16 protein-coding genes are annotated in these 14,594 nt (G+C 46.2%); 15 read left to right on the top strand and 1 reads right to left on the bottom strand.

Going from position 1 to position 14,594, the window contains the following annotated elements; all coding sequences use genetic code 11:
* The first annotated feature begins 28 nt into the window (after positions 1-28).
* From rlmE to glmM, 4 genes are all read left to right on the top strand, one after another.
* The gene (gene rlmE, locus OCU35_RS02835; RefSeq protein ID WP_017028359.1) at positions 29-658 is read left to right on the top strand and encodes a 23S rRNA (uridine(2552)-2'-O)-methyltransferase RlmE; all 630 of its coding nucleotides are present in this window, start codon (positions 29-31) and stop codon (positions 656-658) included.
* A gap of 107 nt (positions 659-765) precedes the next feature.
* The gene (gene ftsH / locus OCU35_RS02840) at positions 766-2,685 is read left to right on the top strand and encodes an ATP-dependent zinc metalloprotease FtsH (RefSeq protein ID WP_017028358.1); all 1,920 of its coding nucleotides are present in this window, start codon (positions 766-768) and stop codon (positions 2,683-2,685) included.
* 94 nt (positions 2,686-2,779) lie between these two features.
* Positions 2,780-3,610 (top strand): dihydropteroate synthase, encoded by an 831-nt coding sequence (gene folP / locus OCU35_RS02845; protein ID WP_102322180.1) that lies wholly within the window; start codon positions 2,780-2,782, stop codon positions 3,608-3,610.
* Positions 3,611-3,626: 16 nt separating this feature from the next.
* Positions 3,627-4,964, top strand: a complete 1,338-nt coding sequence (glmM, locus tag OCU35_RS02850; RefSeq protein WP_261825615.1) for a phosphoglucosamine mutase — start codon at positions 3,627-3,629, stop codon at positions 4,962-4,964.
* Between the two features lie 88 nt (positions 4,965-5,052).
* On the opposite strand, the gene suhB is transcribed toward glmM, so the two are convergent.
* Positions 5,053-5,856 (bottom strand): inositol-1-monophosphatase, encoded by an 804-nt coding sequence (suhB, locus tag OCU35_RS02855; RefSeq protein ID WP_065210178.1) that lies wholly within the window; start codon positions 5,854-5,856, stop codon positions 5,053-5,055.
* Positions 5,857-6,013: 157 nt separating this feature from the next.
* Here suhB and trmJ point away from each other — a divergent pair, with 157 nt between their 5' ends.
* From trmJ to ndk, 11 genes are all read left to right on the top strand, one after another.
* Positions 6,014-6,742, top strand: coding sequence for a tRNA (cytosine(32)/uridine(32)-2'-O)-methyltransferase TrmJ (trmJ, locus tag OCU35_RS02860; RefSeq protein ID WP_065210177.1), 729 nt, complete (start codon positions 6,014-6,016; stop codon positions 6,740-6,742).
* A gap of 114 nt (positions 6,743-6,856) precedes the next feature.
* Complete coding sequence (iscR, locus tag OCU35_RS02865; RefSeq protein ID WP_017028353.1) at positions 6,857-7,360, top strand: Fe-S cluster assembly transcriptional regulator IscR; 504 nt, start codon at positions 6,857-6,859, stop codon at positions 7,358-7,360.
* 27 nt (positions 7,361-7,387) lie between these two features.
* The gene (locus OCU35_RS02870) at positions 7,388-8,602 is read left to right on the top strand and encodes an IscS subfamily cysteine desulfurase (protein WP_017242581.1); all 1,215 of its coding nucleotides are present in this window, start codon (positions 7,388-7,390) and stop codon (positions 8,600-8,602) included.
* Positions 8,603-8,635: 33 nt separating this feature from the next.
* Positions 8,636-9,019 (top strand): Fe-S cluster assembly scaffold IscU, encoded by a 384-nt coding sequence (gene iscU, locus OCU35_RS02875; protein ID WP_017028351.1) that lies wholly within the window; start codon positions 8,636-8,638, stop codon positions 9,017-9,019.
* Between the two features lie 45 nt (positions 9,020-9,064).
* Positions 9,065-9,388, top strand: a complete 324-nt coding sequence (gene iscA / locus OCU35_RS02880) for an iron-sulfur cluster assembly protein IscA (RefSeq protein WP_017032739.1) — start codon at positions 9,065-9,067, stop codon at positions 9,386-9,388.
* Positions 9,389-9,456: 68 nt separating this feature from the next.
* Positions 9,457-9,972, top strand: coding sequence for a co-chaperone HscB (gene hscB / locus OCU35_RS02885; RefSeq protein ID WP_065210176.1), 516 nt, complete (start codon positions 9,457-9,459; stop codon positions 9,970-9,972).
* A 22-nt stretch (positions 9,973-9,994) separates the two neighbouring features.
* Positions 9,995-11,845, top strand: coding sequence for a Fe-S protein assembly chaperone HscA (gene hscA, locus OCU35_RS02890; RefSeq protein ID WP_017032737.1), 1,851 nt, complete (start codon positions 9,995-9,997; stop codon positions 11,843-11,845).
* A gap of 12 nt (positions 11,846-11,857) precedes the next feature.
* Positions 11,858-12,196, top strand: coding sequence for an ISC system 2Fe-2S type ferredoxin (fdx, locus tag OCU35_RS02895; protein ID WP_017032736.1), 339 nt, complete (start codon positions 11,858-11,860; stop codon positions 12,194-12,196).
* A gap of 26 nt (positions 12,197-12,222) precedes the next feature.
* On the top strand, positions 12,223-12,417 hold the full coding sequence (iscX, locus tag OCU35_RS02900; protein WP_017028346.1) for a Fe-S cluster assembly protein IscX: 195 nt from the start codon (positions 12,223-12,225) through the stop codon (positions 12,415-12,417).
* A gap of 248 nt (positions 12,418-12,665) precedes the next feature.
* The gene (gene pepB / locus OCU35_RS02905) at positions 12,666-13,952 is read left to right on the top strand and encodes an aminopeptidase PepB (protein WP_261825616.1); all 1,287 of its coding nucleotides are present in this window, start codon (positions 12,666-12,668) and stop codon (positions 13,950-13,952) included.
* Positions 13,953-14,045: 93 nt separating this feature from the next.
* A complete protein-coding gene (gene ndk / locus OCU35_RS02910) occupies positions 14,046-14,474 on the top strand; it encodes a nucleoside-diphosphate kinase (RefSeq protein WP_017028344.1) in 429 nt (142 codons plus the stop codon).
* Positions 14,475-14,594: the final 120 nt, after the last annotated feature.

A 14,594-nucleotide genomic window follows, 5' to 3' on the forward strand; every position in this document is an offset into this window, starting at 1 on the left:
TGCCTTCTCCAAACACGTTGGAAATTGAATGAGTAAACAAAAGCATTCGGCCAGTTCGGGTCGATGGTTGAAAGAACATTTTGATGATAAATACGCCAACGAAGCCAGAAAAAAAGGCTACCGTTCACGTGCTTACTTCAAAATGGAAGAAATACACACCAAAGATAAGCTCTTTTCTGCTGGAATGACCGTAGTAGATTTAGGGGCGGCTCCTGGTGGTTGGTCGCAATATGCTGCAAAGATAGTGGGTGACAACGGACAAATTATTGCGTGTGATTTGTTGCCAATGGACCCTATTGCTGGTGTAAGCTTTTTACAAGGTGATTTTCGTGAAGAGAGCGTTCTTGAAGCGCTGTTAGACCGCATTCAACCGAGTATGGTGGACGTCGTAATGTCTGACATGGCTCCCAATATTGCAGGTAATAACTCTGTAGACCAACCAAGAGCTATGTATTTGGTCGAATTAGCCCTTGATATGTGTCGACAAGTTCTAGCTACAAATGGTAGCTTTGTTGTTAAGGTATTTCAGGGCGAAGGTTTTGATCAATTCGTCAAAGATGTACGTGAAATGTTTAAGACTGTTAAAGTTCGAAAACCTGATTCTTCCCGAGCTCGCTCTCGTGAAGTCTTCATTGTAGCAACAGGTTACAAAGGCTAACTGCTCAACAAGCTTGAGAAAGCTTTACATTCTGGCTACAGCATCCAAACTGTAGTAATCTACTTTTAATTACAATTAGTTATCGAGAGGCTTACACCTTGAGTGACATGGCAAAAAATCTAATTCTGTGGCTAGTGATAGCTGTAGTGCTAATGTCCGTTTTCCAGAGCTTTGGCCCTGGAGACAGTAACGGAAAATCAGTGGATTACACCACTTTTATACAGGAAGTTGGCCAAGGCCAGATTCGCGAAGCCAAGATTAACGATAAAGAAATCGTTTTTTATCGCAGCGATAACTCACGTAACGTGACTTATATGCCTGTGTACGACACAAAGCTTCTTGATGACTTGATCAATCAAAACGTGAAGGTGACAGGTACACCACCAGAAGAGCAAAGCCTTCTAGGTACTATCTTCATCTCATGGTTCCCAATGATTCTACTGATTGGTGTGTGGATTTTCTTCATGCGTCAAATGCAAGGCGGTGGCGGTAAAGGCGCCATGTCCTTCGGTAAATCAAAAGCTCGTATGATGAGCGAAGAACAAATTAAAACACTATTCTCTGACGTTGCTGGTTGTGATGAAGCAAAAGAAGACGTTAAAGAACTAGTGGATTACTTGCGTGACCCAAGCCGATTCCAGAAATTGGGTGGTAAGATCCCAACGGGTGTCTTGCTCGTCGGTCCTCCAGGTACAGGTAAAACTCTACTTGCGAAGGCGATTGCTGGTGAAGCTAAAGTTCCGTTCTTTACTATCTCAGGTTCTGATTTCGTAGAAATGTTCGTCGGTGTTGGTGCATCTCGTGTGCGTGACATGTTCGAGCAAGCGAAGAAAGCAGCGCCTTGTATCATCTTCATCGATGAGATCGATGCCGTAGGTCGCCAGCGTGGCGCAGGTGTTGGTGGTGGTCACGATGAGCGTGAGCAAACATTGAACCAAATGTTGGTAGAGATGGATGGCTTTGAGGGTAACGAAGGTATTATCGTTATTGCTGCAACTAACCGTCCAGACGTATTGGACCCTGCATTACTTCGTCCTGGTCGTTTTGACCGTCAGGTAGTGGTTGGTCTTCCGGATGTACGTGGTCGTGAGCAGATCCTGAAAGTACACATGCGCAAGGTACCTCTTGCTAGTGATGTAGAGCCATCTTTGATTGCTCGTGGTACTCCAGGTTTCTCTGGTGCAGACCTTGCTAACCTTGTAAACGAAGCGGCACTATTCGCGGCTCGTGGTAACAAGCGCAACGTTGCTATGGCTGAGTTTGAGCAAGCGAAAGACAAGATCATGATGGGTGCAGAACGCCGCTCTATGGTGATGACTGATGACATTAAAGAGTCAACGGCATACCACGAAGCAGGTCACGCAATCATTGGTCGCTTGGTTCCTGAGCATGATCCTGTGTACAAGGTATCGATTATTCCACGTGGCCGTGCGCTGGGTGTGACTATGTACCTACCAGAGCAAGATCGCGTAAGCATGAACCGTCGTCACCTTGAGTCGATGATCTCGAGCCTTTACGGTGGTCGTCTAGCTGAAGAGCTTATCTACGGTAAAGAGCGTGTATCTACTGGTGCATCAAACGATATCGAACGTGCGACTGATATCGCTCGTAAGATGGTGACTCAGTGGGGCTTCTCTGAGAAGCTAGGTCCTCTTCTTTATGCTGAAGAAGAAGGCGAAGTATTCTTGGGTCGTAGCGTAACTCAGACTAAACACATGTCTGATGATACCGCTAAGCTGATTGATGATGAGATTCGTCAAATCATCGACCGCAACTATGCTCGTGCTCGTCAGATTCTTGAAGAGAACATGGATATCATGCATACAATGAAAGATGCGCTGATGAAGTACGAAACCATTGATGCAGGTCAGATTGATGACCTAATGGAACGTCGTAGTGATATTCGTGAACCAGCCGGTTGGGGTGAGCAATCAAAACCTGTTGAAGAGCCAAAGGCTGAAGCGAAAGCTGAACCAGAAACGGCAGAAGAAACTAAGACAGAACCCGCTGAAAAAGATTCAGAATAATCGCTAAATAAGCAAACCCCGAGAGCTCTCGGGGTTTTTCTGTTTCTACCCTTCCCAAATTTTCGCTTTAACCTTTTTGAAACTCGTTAGTGTTATGATCTTAAACAGTGGAAAAAAACAGCTCGACCTATCTTCACCGCAGATCATGGGCATACTTAACGTAACCCCTGATTCCTTCTCCGATGGTGGCCAATACAACCGAATTGATGATGCTTTAGCTCAATCTCGAAAGATGATTGCGGCGGGAGCAACCATTATTGATATCGGTGGTGAGTCAACAAGACCGGGTGCACCAGAGGTAGAGTTGCAGCAAGAGCTAGAACGCGTCATTCCCGTAATCAAAGCACTTCGCGCTGAGTCTGATGTGTGGATATCCATCGATACCAGTAAAGCTGAGGTGATGCGCCAAGCTACCGAAGCTGGAGCTGACTTGATCAATGATGTGCGAGCACTGCAAGAGCCTGGAGCACTGCAAGTGGCTGCTGACTCTGGAGTGCCCATCTGCCTTATGCATATGCAAGGGCAACCGAGAACAATGCAGGCCAATCCGCACTATGATGACCTTATCTCTGAGGTGGAGCAGTTCTTAGCAGAGCGCATTAAGGCGTGCGAAGCTGTGGGAATAAACAAAGATAAGTTAATACTGGATCCTGGCTTTGGATTTGGTAAAACACTCGAACATAACTACCATCTATTGCAACACTTGGAACAATTTCATCGTTTTGAAATGCCTCTATTAGCGGGTATGTCTCGAAAGTCGATGGTGTTCAAGTTGCTAGATAAAGCACCGGCAGACTGCATTTCCGGTAGTGTTGCCTGTGCGGTTGTGGCGGCTCAAAAAGGCGCACAAATTATTCGAGTTCACGACGTTGCTGAAACGGCTGATGCCGTGCGAGTGGTGAACTTTATGGAATCAATAAAATAATAATTAGGAATTAGAAATGTCTCAACGACGTTATTTTGGTACCGACGGTATCCGAGGAAAAGTAGGCCAATACCCAATCACTCCTGACTTTGTACTCAAGCTAGGCTGGGCTGCGGGCCGTGTTTTGGCTAAACAAGGCACCAAGAAGGTCATTATTGGTAAAGATACTCGTATCTCTGGCTACATGCTTGAGTCGGCGCTAGAAGCAGGTCTTGCTGCTGCTGGTCTAAAGGCGACCTTTACCGGTCCAATGCCAACACCGGCAGTTGCTTACCTAACACAGACGTTCCGCGCAGAAGCGGGTATTGTGATTTCGGCATCACATAACCCGTACTACGATAACGGCATCAAGTTCTTCTCTTCTGAAGGCACAAAGCTTCCTGATGACATTGAATTAGCCATTGAAGCTGAGCTAGATAAAGACATTGAATGTGTCGAGTCCGCTCTACTTGGTAAAGCCTCTCGTATGAACGATGCTGCAGGTCGTTATATTGAATTTTGTAAGAGTACCTTCCCAAGCAACGCAAACCTGAGCTCACTAAAGATTGTTGTGGATTGTGCCCATGGCGCTACTTACCACATCGCTCCAAACGTATTTAAAGAGCTAGGCGCAGAATTGGTGCTTATGGGCTGTGAACCCGATGGCTTGAACATTAACGCTGAAGTGGGTGCAACGGATGTGCGTGCGCTGCAAGCCAAAGTGGTTGAAGAGAAAGCCGATCTAGGTCTTGGCTTTGATGGTGATGGTGACCGCATTATCATGGTTGACCATAAAGGCAATAAAGTCGATGGCGACCAAATCGCTTATATCATTGCCCGCGACGCATTGCGCCGTGGTGAGCTAAAAGGGGGCGTTGTTGGTACCCTGATGACAAACCTAGGTATGGAAAATGGTCTTAAGCAATTGGGCATTCCATTCTCGCGCGCTAAAGTAGGCGACCGCTATGTTATGGAACAGCTAAAAGAAAAAGGCTGGAGTATTGGCGCAGAAAACTCAGGCCACGTAATCTTGCTAGATAAGGTGACCACGGGTGACGCTATTGTTGCGGCGCTTCAAGTTCTATCCTCGATCGTTGATAGTGGCATGAGCCTATTCGACCTTTCTCAAGGAATGACGTTATACCCGCAAGAGCTGATCAATGTTCGCTTCTCAGGCGAAACAGACCCAATGCAATTGGATGTGGTTCAACAATCTGTTGTGCAAGCAGAGCAAGAACTGGGTGATAAGGGACGTGTGCTTCTGCGTAAGTCAGGTACTGAACCTTTAATTCGCGTAATGGTAGAGGGTGAAGATGGAGAGTTAGTACTTAAGTTGGCTAACCGTATCGCCGATACTGTACGTGAATACTGCTAAAAGTCATTAAAAAGCTAAACACTAGATACAAAAACGGCCATCATCTGATGGCCGTTTTTTTTATACTATTTTCACAAAGGGGATGCGATTACTTCAGCATGCCTTCGTTTGCGTGCTCACGTACGTGGCGAAGAATATTCTTAACACCGCGTGCACTTGAACCTACAAGGTTACCAGACTTGATGTAGTCAGTACCGCCAGCAAAGTCCGTTAGGATTGCGCCAGCTTCACGAGCGATAAGCTCACCAGCTGCGATGTCCCAAGGCTTAAGGCCAAGCTCAAAGTAACCGTCAACACGGTTAGCCGCTAGGTAACATAGGTCAAGAGCTGGAGAACCAGTGCTGCGGAAGTCAGCAACTTCTACAAATAGAGAGCTCATGATTTTGAAGTAAGATTCAGAGTGTTGCTTTTGCTTAGTTGGAAAACTAGTTGCAAGAACAGTACCTTGAAGGTCTTTTAATTGCTTAACACGGATACGAGCGTTGTTTAGCTGTGCGCCAGAACCACGTTGTGCAGTGAAAAGTTCGTTAAGCATTGGGTCATAAACACACGCTACTTCTGTTTTACCGTTGATACGAACAGCGATAGATACAGCGAAGTGTGGGATACCCTTAACGAAGTTATTGGTGCCATCCAGTGGGTCAATGATCCATTGAACTGCGTCATCTTTACCTACAGTTAAACCAGACTCTTCAGCAATGATGCTGTGGTCAGGGTAAGAAGACTTGATTGTATCGATAATCACATGTTCTGCGTCTTTGTTGATGTTAGTCACAAAGTCATTTTCGCCTTTCAGCGAGATTTCAATCTTGTCAGCAGTTTCTAGAGATTTCGCAATATGATTGCCTGCTTTTCGCGCAGCGCGAATAGCGATATTTAGCATAGGATGCATAATTATACCCAACGGATGTTAAAGAACGGAAAGCGGGGCGGAGTATAAGCAAGATTGTGGCAAAAGGGAAGTGGTTATTTTTTGCACGAGTGTTTTTTTTATTCCGCTTTTGGGATGTGTTAGTATGCGTCGGTTGTGAAATATAGAGGTAGGCTTGATGTTACAAAACGTCAAAGTGGTATTGGTGGGAACCTCTCACCCAGGGAATATTGGTTCAGCTGCACGTGCAATGAAGGTGATGGGACTGACTCAGTTAGTCTTAGTTGACCCGCAATGTGAAATCGATGAGCAAACCATGGCATTGGCGGCGGGCGCTGACGATGTAGTGAATAACGCACACAGGTTTTCAACCATGCAAGAAGCGGTCGCCGATTGCGCCCTTGTGGTTGGATCGAGTGCACGCTCTCGTACGCTCAACTGGCCAATGTTAGAGCCACGCGAATGTGGTGTTAAGTTTGTCGAAGAGGGAAGACATACCCCTGTGGCACTTGTGTTTGGTCGCGAACGCACCGGCCTAACCAATGATGAACTGCAACTGTGCCAGTATCATGTCGCCATACCCGCTAACCCAGAATACAGCTCACTGAATCTAGCGATGGCGGTGCAAACCCTTAGCTACGAAGTGAGAATGGCCTTTCTAGAAAGTGATAAGGCGCAGTATCCACAAGACGATCCTGTGGTTTATTCACGTCATAACGAATTAGAAATGTTTTATCAGCACCTTGAAAACGTACTTCTTGATACCCAGTTTATTGAGAAGGATAAGCCGAACCAGGTGATGAATAAACTGAGAAGACTATTCAGTCGCGCTCGTCCAGAAGCACAAGAGATCAACATCTTGCGTGGTGTCCTTACGGCGATACAAAAGAAAATTTCGCACAAATAATAGCCATAATCCGTATAGGGTTAAATACTTGAGTAAATTGGTCAAATAAATACTTGACCGTTTTGGTCGGGTATGGGAGACTTTCCGCAACGAAGTAATTGGAAAGAGTGTGATATGAAGCTTACATCGAAAGGAAGATATGCCGTAACAGCCATGCTTGATGTAGCATTGCATTCTCAGTCAGGCCCAGTACCACTGGCTGACATATCGGAACGTCAGGGTATATCTCTTTCTTATCTAGAGCAATTATTTTCAAAGCTACGCAAAGCGGGATTAGTTGCTAGTGTTCGCGGTCCAGGTGGTGGTTATAACCTAGGAAAAGACGCGCAACTTATTGCTATTGGTACCATTATTTCAGCGGTTGATGAATCAGTTGAAGCGACGCGTTGTAATGGAAAAGCCAATTGCCAGGGGGGCGCTCGTTGCCTTACCCACACGCTTTGGCGAGATTTGAGTTCTCGAATTAGTGATTTTTTAAACAACATCACCTTAGGTGAGTTGATGTTGGACAATGAAGTTTTAGAGATTTCAGGACGCCAAGATTTAGAGTTAGCCTCTAATCATGGTTTTAGCTCTAAATCGATAGCCGAAGCAATCGGCGTCAATGTCCGCTCATAGAGCAAACAGTTTTACTTGGAGTAAATAATGAAACTGCCAATTTATTTAGACTATTCAGCAACTTGCCCAGTAGATGAACGCGTTGCTGAGAAAATGGTCCAGTATATGACTATGGATGGTACCTTCGGCAACCCTGCGTCTCGCTCACACCGCTATGGTTGGCAAGCTGAAGAAGCTGTTGATACTGCTCGTGAACAGATTGCTGATCTTTTAAATGCGGATCCTCGCGAAATCGTATTTACCTCTGGCGCGACAGAATCAGACAACCTTGCTATCAAGGGTGCAGCTCGTTTCTACTCAAAGAAAGGCAAGCACATCATCACCTGCAAGACTGAACACAAAGCGGTATTAGACCCATGTCGTCAGCTTGAGCGTGAAGGCTTTGAGGTGACTTATTTAGCGCCTGAAGCCAATGGCATTATTGACCTGAACAAGCTTAAAGACGCAATGCGTGAAGACACCGTTTTGGTTTCTATCATGCACGTAAACAATGAAATTGGCGTGATTCAAGACATCACTTCAATTGGCGAGCTATGTCGCGAACGCAAGATTGTATTCCATGTGGATGCCGCTCAATCAGCAGGTAAACTGCCGATTGATGTTCAAGAGACTAAAGTTGATTTGCTATCGCTATCAGCACACAAAGCATACGGCCCTAAAGGCATCGGCGCTTTGTACGTTCGTCGTAAACCACGTATCCGCCTAGAAGCACAAATGCACGGTGGTGGTCATGAGCGCGGTTTCCGCTCTGGCACACTTCCAACTCACCAGATCGTAGGTATGGGTGAAGCGTTCCGTGTGGCGAAATTGGATATGGAAAAAGATTACCAACATGCTTTGAATCTGCGTAACCGCCTATTTAATGCGGTTAAAGATTTGGAAGCAGTAACCGTCAATGGTGATTTTGAGCAGCGTGTACCACACAACCTGAACGTGAGCTTTGCGTTCGTTGAGGGTGAGTCTCTGCTTATGTCACTGAAAGACTTAGCCGTTTCATCTGGCTCAGCATGTACATCAGCAAGCCTTGAGCCTTCTTATGTACTGCGAGCACTAGGCCTCAATGATGAACTTGCCCACAGCTCAGTTCGCTTCTCTTTCGGTCGTTACACAACGGAAGAAGAAATCGACTATGCGGTAGAGCAAATTCGCACTGCGGTAACAAAATTACGCGACATGTCTCCACTTTGGGATATGTACAAGGAAGGTATTGATCTGGACACCGTAGAGTGGGCACATCACTAATTCCAAGGAAGTAGAGGATTAGAGGACTATATTATGGCTTACAGCGAAAAAGTAATTGACCACTACGAGAACCCACGCAACGTTGGTTCTTTTGATAAAGAAGATCCAAGCGTAGGTAGTGGAATGGTAGGCGCACCGGCTTGTGGCGACGTAATGAAGCTGCAGATCAAGGTGACACCTGAGGGCATCATCGAAGATGCTAAGTTTAAAACTTACGGTTGTGGTAGTGCTATCGCATCAAGCTCACTGGTTACAGAGTGGGTGAAGGGTAAAACCGTTGATGAAGCCGCTTCAATCAAAAACTCTGAAATTGCTGAAGAGCTAGAGTTACCACCGGTTAAGGTGCACTGCTCTATCCTAGCGGAAGATGCGATTAAAGCAGCTGTTTCAGACTATAAGAAAAAACATCAAGAGTAATAATTAGAGGGGAGGCTTCCCCTCATCGGCAATAAAGGTTGTAGTATGGCCATCACAATGACAGAAACCGCGGCAGACCGCGTTAGAGCATTCCTAGACACTCGAGGCAAAGGCGTCGGTTTAAGGCTGGGTGTTAAAACAACGGGCTGTTCAGGTATGGCGTATGTGCTTGAATTCGTAGATGACGTAAATGAAGAAGACAGCATCTTCGAGCACAAAGGCGTTAGAGTGGTGATTGATGCCAAGAGCCTTGTTTATCTTGATGGTACAGAGCTAGATTACGTTAAAGAAGGTCTTAACGAAGGGTTTGAATTCAACAACCCTAACGCTAAGAGTGAATGCGGCTGCGGCGAAAGCTTCAACGTTTAACGAGCGAGTTAAGGCTAGGGTTCATCATAAGAGTGAGCCCTCTCTCTTTAGATATCGAGAGTCTCATTATGAACCACTTCGAACTATTCGGGCTACCAGCACAATTTAATGTGGATGGTAGCCTTCTTTCTTCTCAATTCAGAGAATTGCAGCGTCGTTTTCATCCCGATAAATTCGCGACTGCCTCTGAGCGCGACCGTTTGATGGCTGTGCAAAAAGCCGCAAGCATCAATGATGCATACCAAACCCTCAAGAACCCTATCGCTCGTGCCGAATATATGTTGGCTGAGAATGAGCACGATATTCGCTCTGAGCAGCAAACGTTGCAAGATCCTCTATTTTTAATGCAACAGATGGAACTTCGTGAAGAGCTAGAGGAAATTGGTGATAGCACTGACGCGGATGATTTACTGTTTGATTTTGAATCTAAAGTCGCCAAAATGCACAAGCAGCAGTTGCAACAAGTCGAGCAACAGATCAATGATCAATGTTGGGCTGAAGCGGCCGATAGCGTTAGAAAGCTGAAATTTATTGCCAAGTTATTAGTAGAAATCGAACGACTAGAAGATAAGCTACTTAACTAGTCGTATATACAATAGGAATGTCATGCCATTACTACAGATAGCAGAACCAGGCCAAAGTTCTGCACCTCATGAACATAAGCTAGCAGCAGGTATTGACCTAGGTACCACAAACTCACTGGTTGCCTCTGTGCGCAGTGGGCAAGCAAGCCCACTCCTTGATTCTGAAGGCCGCGCTATCTTACCGTCAGCGGTGCACTACAAATCAGATGGCTTTAATGTGGGTTATTCTGCCCTAGACGCTGCTGAGAGCGATCCTCAAAATACCGTTATCTCAGTGAAGCGACTTCTTGGCCGTTCGGTTGAAGATATAAAACAGCGCTATCCAAAGCTGCCGTATACGTTGCTAAACAGCGACAATGGCCTGCCGATTTTACAAACCACACTTGGCAATAAGAACCCAGTTGAAGTCTCAGCGGATATCTTAAGAGCCTTAGGTCAGCGTGCCGAATCTACACTAGGCGGGGAGCTTACTGGTGTGGTTATTACAGTGCCGGCTTACTTTGACGATGCACAGCGTGCAGGAACCAAAGATGCTGCTAAGCTTGCCGGTTTGAATGTACTTCGCTTGCTCAACGAGCCAACGGCGGCGGCAATTGCTTATGGCCTAGATTCAGGTCAAGAAGGCGTGATTGCGGTTTATGATCTAGGTGGTGGCACCTTTGATATCTCAATCTTGCGCCTGTCTAAAGGCGTATTTGAAGTGCTATCAACGGGTGGTGATTCGGCGCTGGGTGGTGATGATTTTGACCACCTTCTTGCAGAGCACATTCAAAAAGAAATGGGTCTAGAGTCGTTAACGGATGAACAGAACCGTATCTTGCTCAATGCTGCGGCAAAGACCAAGATTGCTCTGTCTGACAACGAGACAGCTCAAGTTTCTGTATTGGATTGGCAAGGGGAGATCACTCGTGAAACCTTTGATGATCTTGTTCGCTCTCTAGTGAAAAAGACCCTGATGTCATGTCGCCGTGCTCTGAAAGACGCACAGGTTGATAATGATGATGTGCTTCAGGTTGTGATGGTCGGTGGTTCTACGCGCACACCTTTGGTTCGCTCTATGGTGGGTGACTTCTTTGATAAAGAGCCGTTAACCAGCATTAACCCTGATGAAGTGGTGGCACTAGGCGCTGCGATTCAGGCCGATATCCTCGCCGGCAATAAGCCTGATTCAGATATGCTGCTATTGGACGTTATTCCACTGTCTCTAGGCATTGAAACTATGGGTGGCTTGGTCGAGAAAATCATTCCTCGCAACACCACGATACCCGTAGCAAGAGCACAAGAGTTCACGACCTTTAAAGACGGTCAAACAGCAATGACAGTGCACACGGTACAAGGCGAGCGTGAGATGGTTGATGACTGTCGCTCCCTAGCCAAGTTTGCATTGAAGGGCATCCCACCAATGGCGGCTGGTGCTGCGCACATTCGTGTGACCTATCAGGTTGATGCGGATGGCTTGCTTTCAGTGACTGCGATGGAAAAGAGCACAGGTATACAAGCTGAGATTCAGGTTAAGCCTTCATACGGCCTAAGTGATAATGAAGTCGCAAATATGCTGAAAGACTCGATGACTTTTGCTAAAGAAGACATGCAAGCAAGGGCATTAGCAGAGCAACGTGTAGAAGCTGACCGTGTTATTGAAGGTTTGATTGCTGCGTTGCAAGTCGACGGCGATGAGCTACTCAGCGAGCAAGAGCGTACTGCGCTACTTAAAGTGATTGAAGACCTCATTGCTCTGCGCAACGGCGACGATGCTGATGCGATTGAAGACGGAATTAAGCTGACGGATAAAGCGAGCCAAGACTTTGCTTCCCGTCGTATGGATAAATCGATTCGTCAGGCTTTGTCTGGCCAATCAGTAGATGATATATAGAGATAAGCGGTTATGCCTAAGATTGTAGTTTTACCCCATGATGATCTTTGCCCTGAAGGTGCAGTATTAGAAGCCAATACGGGTGAAACCGTTTTAGATGTGGCTCTAAAAAATGGCATCGGCATTGAACATGCGTGTGAGAAGTCGTGTGCTTGTACTACCTGCCACGTTATTGTGCGTGAAGGCTTCGACTCTCTAGAAGAGAGCGAAGAGCTTGAAGACGATATGTTAGACAAGGCATGGGGCCTAGAGCCTGAGTCTCGTCTAGGTTGCCAAGCGATCGTTGCAGATGAAGACCTTGTAGTTGAGATCCCTCGCTACACGCTGAACCACGCATCAGAAGATCATTAATCAATTTAGCTAACAAGGAGGTTTGCATGAAATGGATAGACACGAGAGATATCGCCATTGAGTTAGTGGAAAAGTTTCCAGAGGTAGATCCGCAGACAGTGCGTTTTACTGACTTGCATCAATGGATATTAGAGTTGGAAGATTTTGATGACGATCCGAAGCACTCTAATGAGAAAATCTTAGAAGCTATTATTCTATGTTGGATGGACGAAGCGGATTAACGGTCCACTTAACATTTATTTAATAAAAATCGGGCCTTAGAGCCCGATTTTTATGTTTTTGACACTTAGCCTAGGCATAATAGGCTCATAAAATCAGTAACAAGCTACTAGAAACGCCTTGTTAGGAAAGGGATATCTTACTTTCCATTAATAACTGAGTTTCCTCTGTCGGAGGAACCGGGATTCCTGTATCTTGAGAACATAAAAGTAACAAACATAATAAGACAAGTAGAGGGCAAGGAGAGGTCATGTCTACAGCAATGCAAGTATCACTATCTACAGATAAAGCAGCACCTCAATGGGGCGAAAACGCCATTCTTTCTCACACAGAGCAAGGTTGTTCTGTGCACATTGGCCAAGGTCATGATTACGGCGCGATTCAAAAAGCGGCTCGTAAGTTAGACGCTCAAGGCATCAAAAGCATTAGTTTAATCGGCAGTGAGTGGGACCTAGAAGGTATCTGGTCTTTTGCTCAGGGTTTCCGTAATCCAAGACGCGACAACACACTGGAATGGCAACCATTGCCTGAAGCGGATGAAAAAGAGCTTCAAGACCGTATTAAGGTGGCTAACTGGACTCGCGATATCATTAATAAGAGTGCAGAAGAAGTCGCGCCACGCCAATTGGCAACCATGGCGGGTGAGTTCATCAAATCAGTTGCACCAGGTCTAGTGAAGTACCGTATCGTAAAAGACAAAGATCTTTTAACGGAAGGCTGGGAAGGCATCTACGCTGTGGGTCGCGGTTCTGCACGAACTTCGGCTATGTTGCAGCTAGACTTCAACCCAACAGGCGACCCTGATGCACCTGTGATGGCTTGTCTAGTGGGTAAGGGCATTACCTTTGACTCTGGCGGCTATAGCATCAAACCGTCTCAGGGCATGACCGCAATGAAAGCGGACATGGGCGGCGCTGCGACCATTACTGGCGGTTTAGCATTAGCGATTCTTCGTGGCTTGAACAAGCGCGTTAAACTTATCCTATGTTGTGCAGAGAACATGATCTCTGGGCGTGCCATCAAGTTAGGTGATGTGATTACCTATAAAAATGGTAAGACAGTAGAAGTCATGAACACCGACGCTGAAGGGCGTTTGGTACTGGCTGATGGCCTTATCTATGCGAGCGAACAAAACCCTGAGGTGATCATTGACTGTGCGACCTTAACAGGGGCCGCTAAAAACGCGCTGGGCAATGATTTCCATGCTCTATTTAGCTTTGATTCTGCATTCTCTGAGCAAGCGCTTGTATGCGCTGCAGAAGAGAAAGAAGGCCTATGGCCGTTGCCTCTAGCGGACTTCCACCGTGGCATGTTGCCGTCTAACTTTGCTGATCTATCCAACATCAGCAGCGGTGACTTCTCACCAGGTGCATCTACAGCAGCAGGTTTCCTATCTTACTTTGTCGACGATTATAAAACGGGCTGGCTGCACATTGACTGTGCTGGCGCTTACCGTAAGTCAGCGACTGACAAGTGGGCTGCGGGTGGTACAGGTATGGGTGTGCGCACTCTCGCAAACCTACTGAACAACCAATAATAAAATTAAGGCCCTGTGGGGCCTTTTTTACCATAAGAAAACAAACGTCTTTAACAAACGTCTTTAACGACCCAAGAGCTATAAGGAAATTAAATGGCCATTGAAAGAACATTTTCTATCGTGAAGCCTGATGCTGTAAAACGTAACCTAATCGGCGCTATTTACCAGCGTATGGAGCAAGCGGGTTTACGCATCGTAGCGGCAAAAATGCTGCACCTTACAGAAGAACAAGCAAGTGGCTTTTATGCTGAGCATGAAGGCAAAGAATTTTTCCCTGCACTAAAAGAGTTTATGACCTCTGGCCCTATCATGGTCCAAGTGCTAGAAGGCGAGGATGCTATCTCTCGCTACCGTGAGCTGATGGGTAAGACCAACCCTGAGCAGGCTGCCTGCGGCACTATCCGCGCTGACTATGCCCTTAGCATGCGTTACAACTCTGTACACGGCTCAGATAGCCCAGCCTCTGCTGCCCGTGAAATAGAGTTCTTCTTCCCAGCTTCAGAGATTCATCCTCGAACTTAATCGCTGATAGCTTCAAGCTGACAGCTGACAGCTTGAAGCTTGAAGCTAAAAAAGATCTACGTCACATATTTCTTGTTGCTGTTGCACAAACCCTGTACAATCTGCGCCCCTAGATTTGTT

The organism is Vibrio breoganii (genome assembly GCF_024346795.1).
GTDB classification, from domain to species: Bacteria; Pseudomonadota; Gammaproteobacteria; order Enterobacterales; family Vibrionaceae; genus Vibrio; species Vibrio breoganii.

What these genes read in the sequence shown, in the direction of transcription:
- rlmE (WP_017028359.1), top strand. Translation starts at nt 29, where the DNA reads ATGAGTAAACAAAAGCATTCGGCCAGTTCGGGTCGATGGTTGAAAGAA.
- ftsH (WP_017028358.1), top strand. Translation starts at nt 766, where the DNA reads ATGGCAAAAAATCTAATTCTGTGGCTAGTGATAGCTGTAGTGCTAATG.
- folP (WP_102322180.1), top strand. Translation starts at nt 2,780, where the DNA reads ATGATCTTAAACAGTGGAAAAAAACAGCTCGACCTATCTTCACCGCAG.
- glmM (WP_261825615.1), top strand. Translation starts at nt 3,627, where the DNA reads ATGTCTCAACGACGTTATTTTGGTACCGACGGTATCCGAGGAAAAGTA.
- suhB (WP_065210178.1), bottom strand. Translation starts at nt 5,856, where the DNA reads ATGCATCCTATGCTAAATATCGCTATTCGCGCTGCGCGAAAAGCAGGC.
- trmJ (WP_065210177.1), top strand. Translation starts at nt 6,014, where the DNA reads ATGTTACAAAACGTCAAAGTGGTATTGGTGGGAACCTCTCACCCAGGG.
- iscR (WP_017028353.1), top strand. Translation starts at nt 6,857, where the DNA reads ATGAAGCTTACATCGAAAGGAAGATATGCCGTAACAGCCATGCTTGAT.
- OCU35_RS02870 (WP_017242581.1), top strand. Translation starts at nt 7,388, where the DNA reads ATGAAACTGCCAATTTATTTAGACTATTCAGCAACTTGCCCAGTAGAT.
- iscU (WP_017028351.1), top strand. Translation starts at nt 8,636, where the DNA reads ATGGCTTACAGCGAAAAAGTAATTGACCACTACGAGAACCCACGCAAC.
- iscA (WP_017032739.1), top strand. Translation starts at nt 9,065, where the DNA reads ATGGCCATCACAATGACAGAAACCGCGGCAGACCGCGTTAGAGCATTC.
- hscB (WP_065210176.1), top strand. Translation starts at nt 9,457, where the DNA reads ATGAACCACTTCGAACTATTCGGGCTACCAGCACAATTTAATGTGGAT.
- hscA (WP_017032737.1), top strand. Translation starts at nt 9,995, where the DNA reads ATGCCATTACTACAGATAGCAGAACCAGGCCAAAGTTCTGCACCTCAT.
- fdx (WP_017032736.1), top strand. Translation starts at nt 11,858, where the DNA reads ATGCCTAAGATTGTAGTTTTACCCCATGATGATCTTTGCCCTGAAGGT.
- iscX (WP_017028346.1), top strand. Translation starts at nt 12,223, where the DNA reads ATGAAATGGATAGACACGAGAGATATCGCCATTGAGTTAGTGGAAAAG.
- pepB (WP_261825616.1), top strand. Translation starts at nt 12,666, where the DNA reads ATGTCTACAGCAATGCAAGTATCACTATCTACAGATAAAGCAGCACCT.
- ndk (WP_017028344.1), top strand. Translation starts at nt 14,046, where the DNA reads ATGGCCATTGAAAGAACATTTTCTATCGTGAAGCCTGATGCTGTAAAA.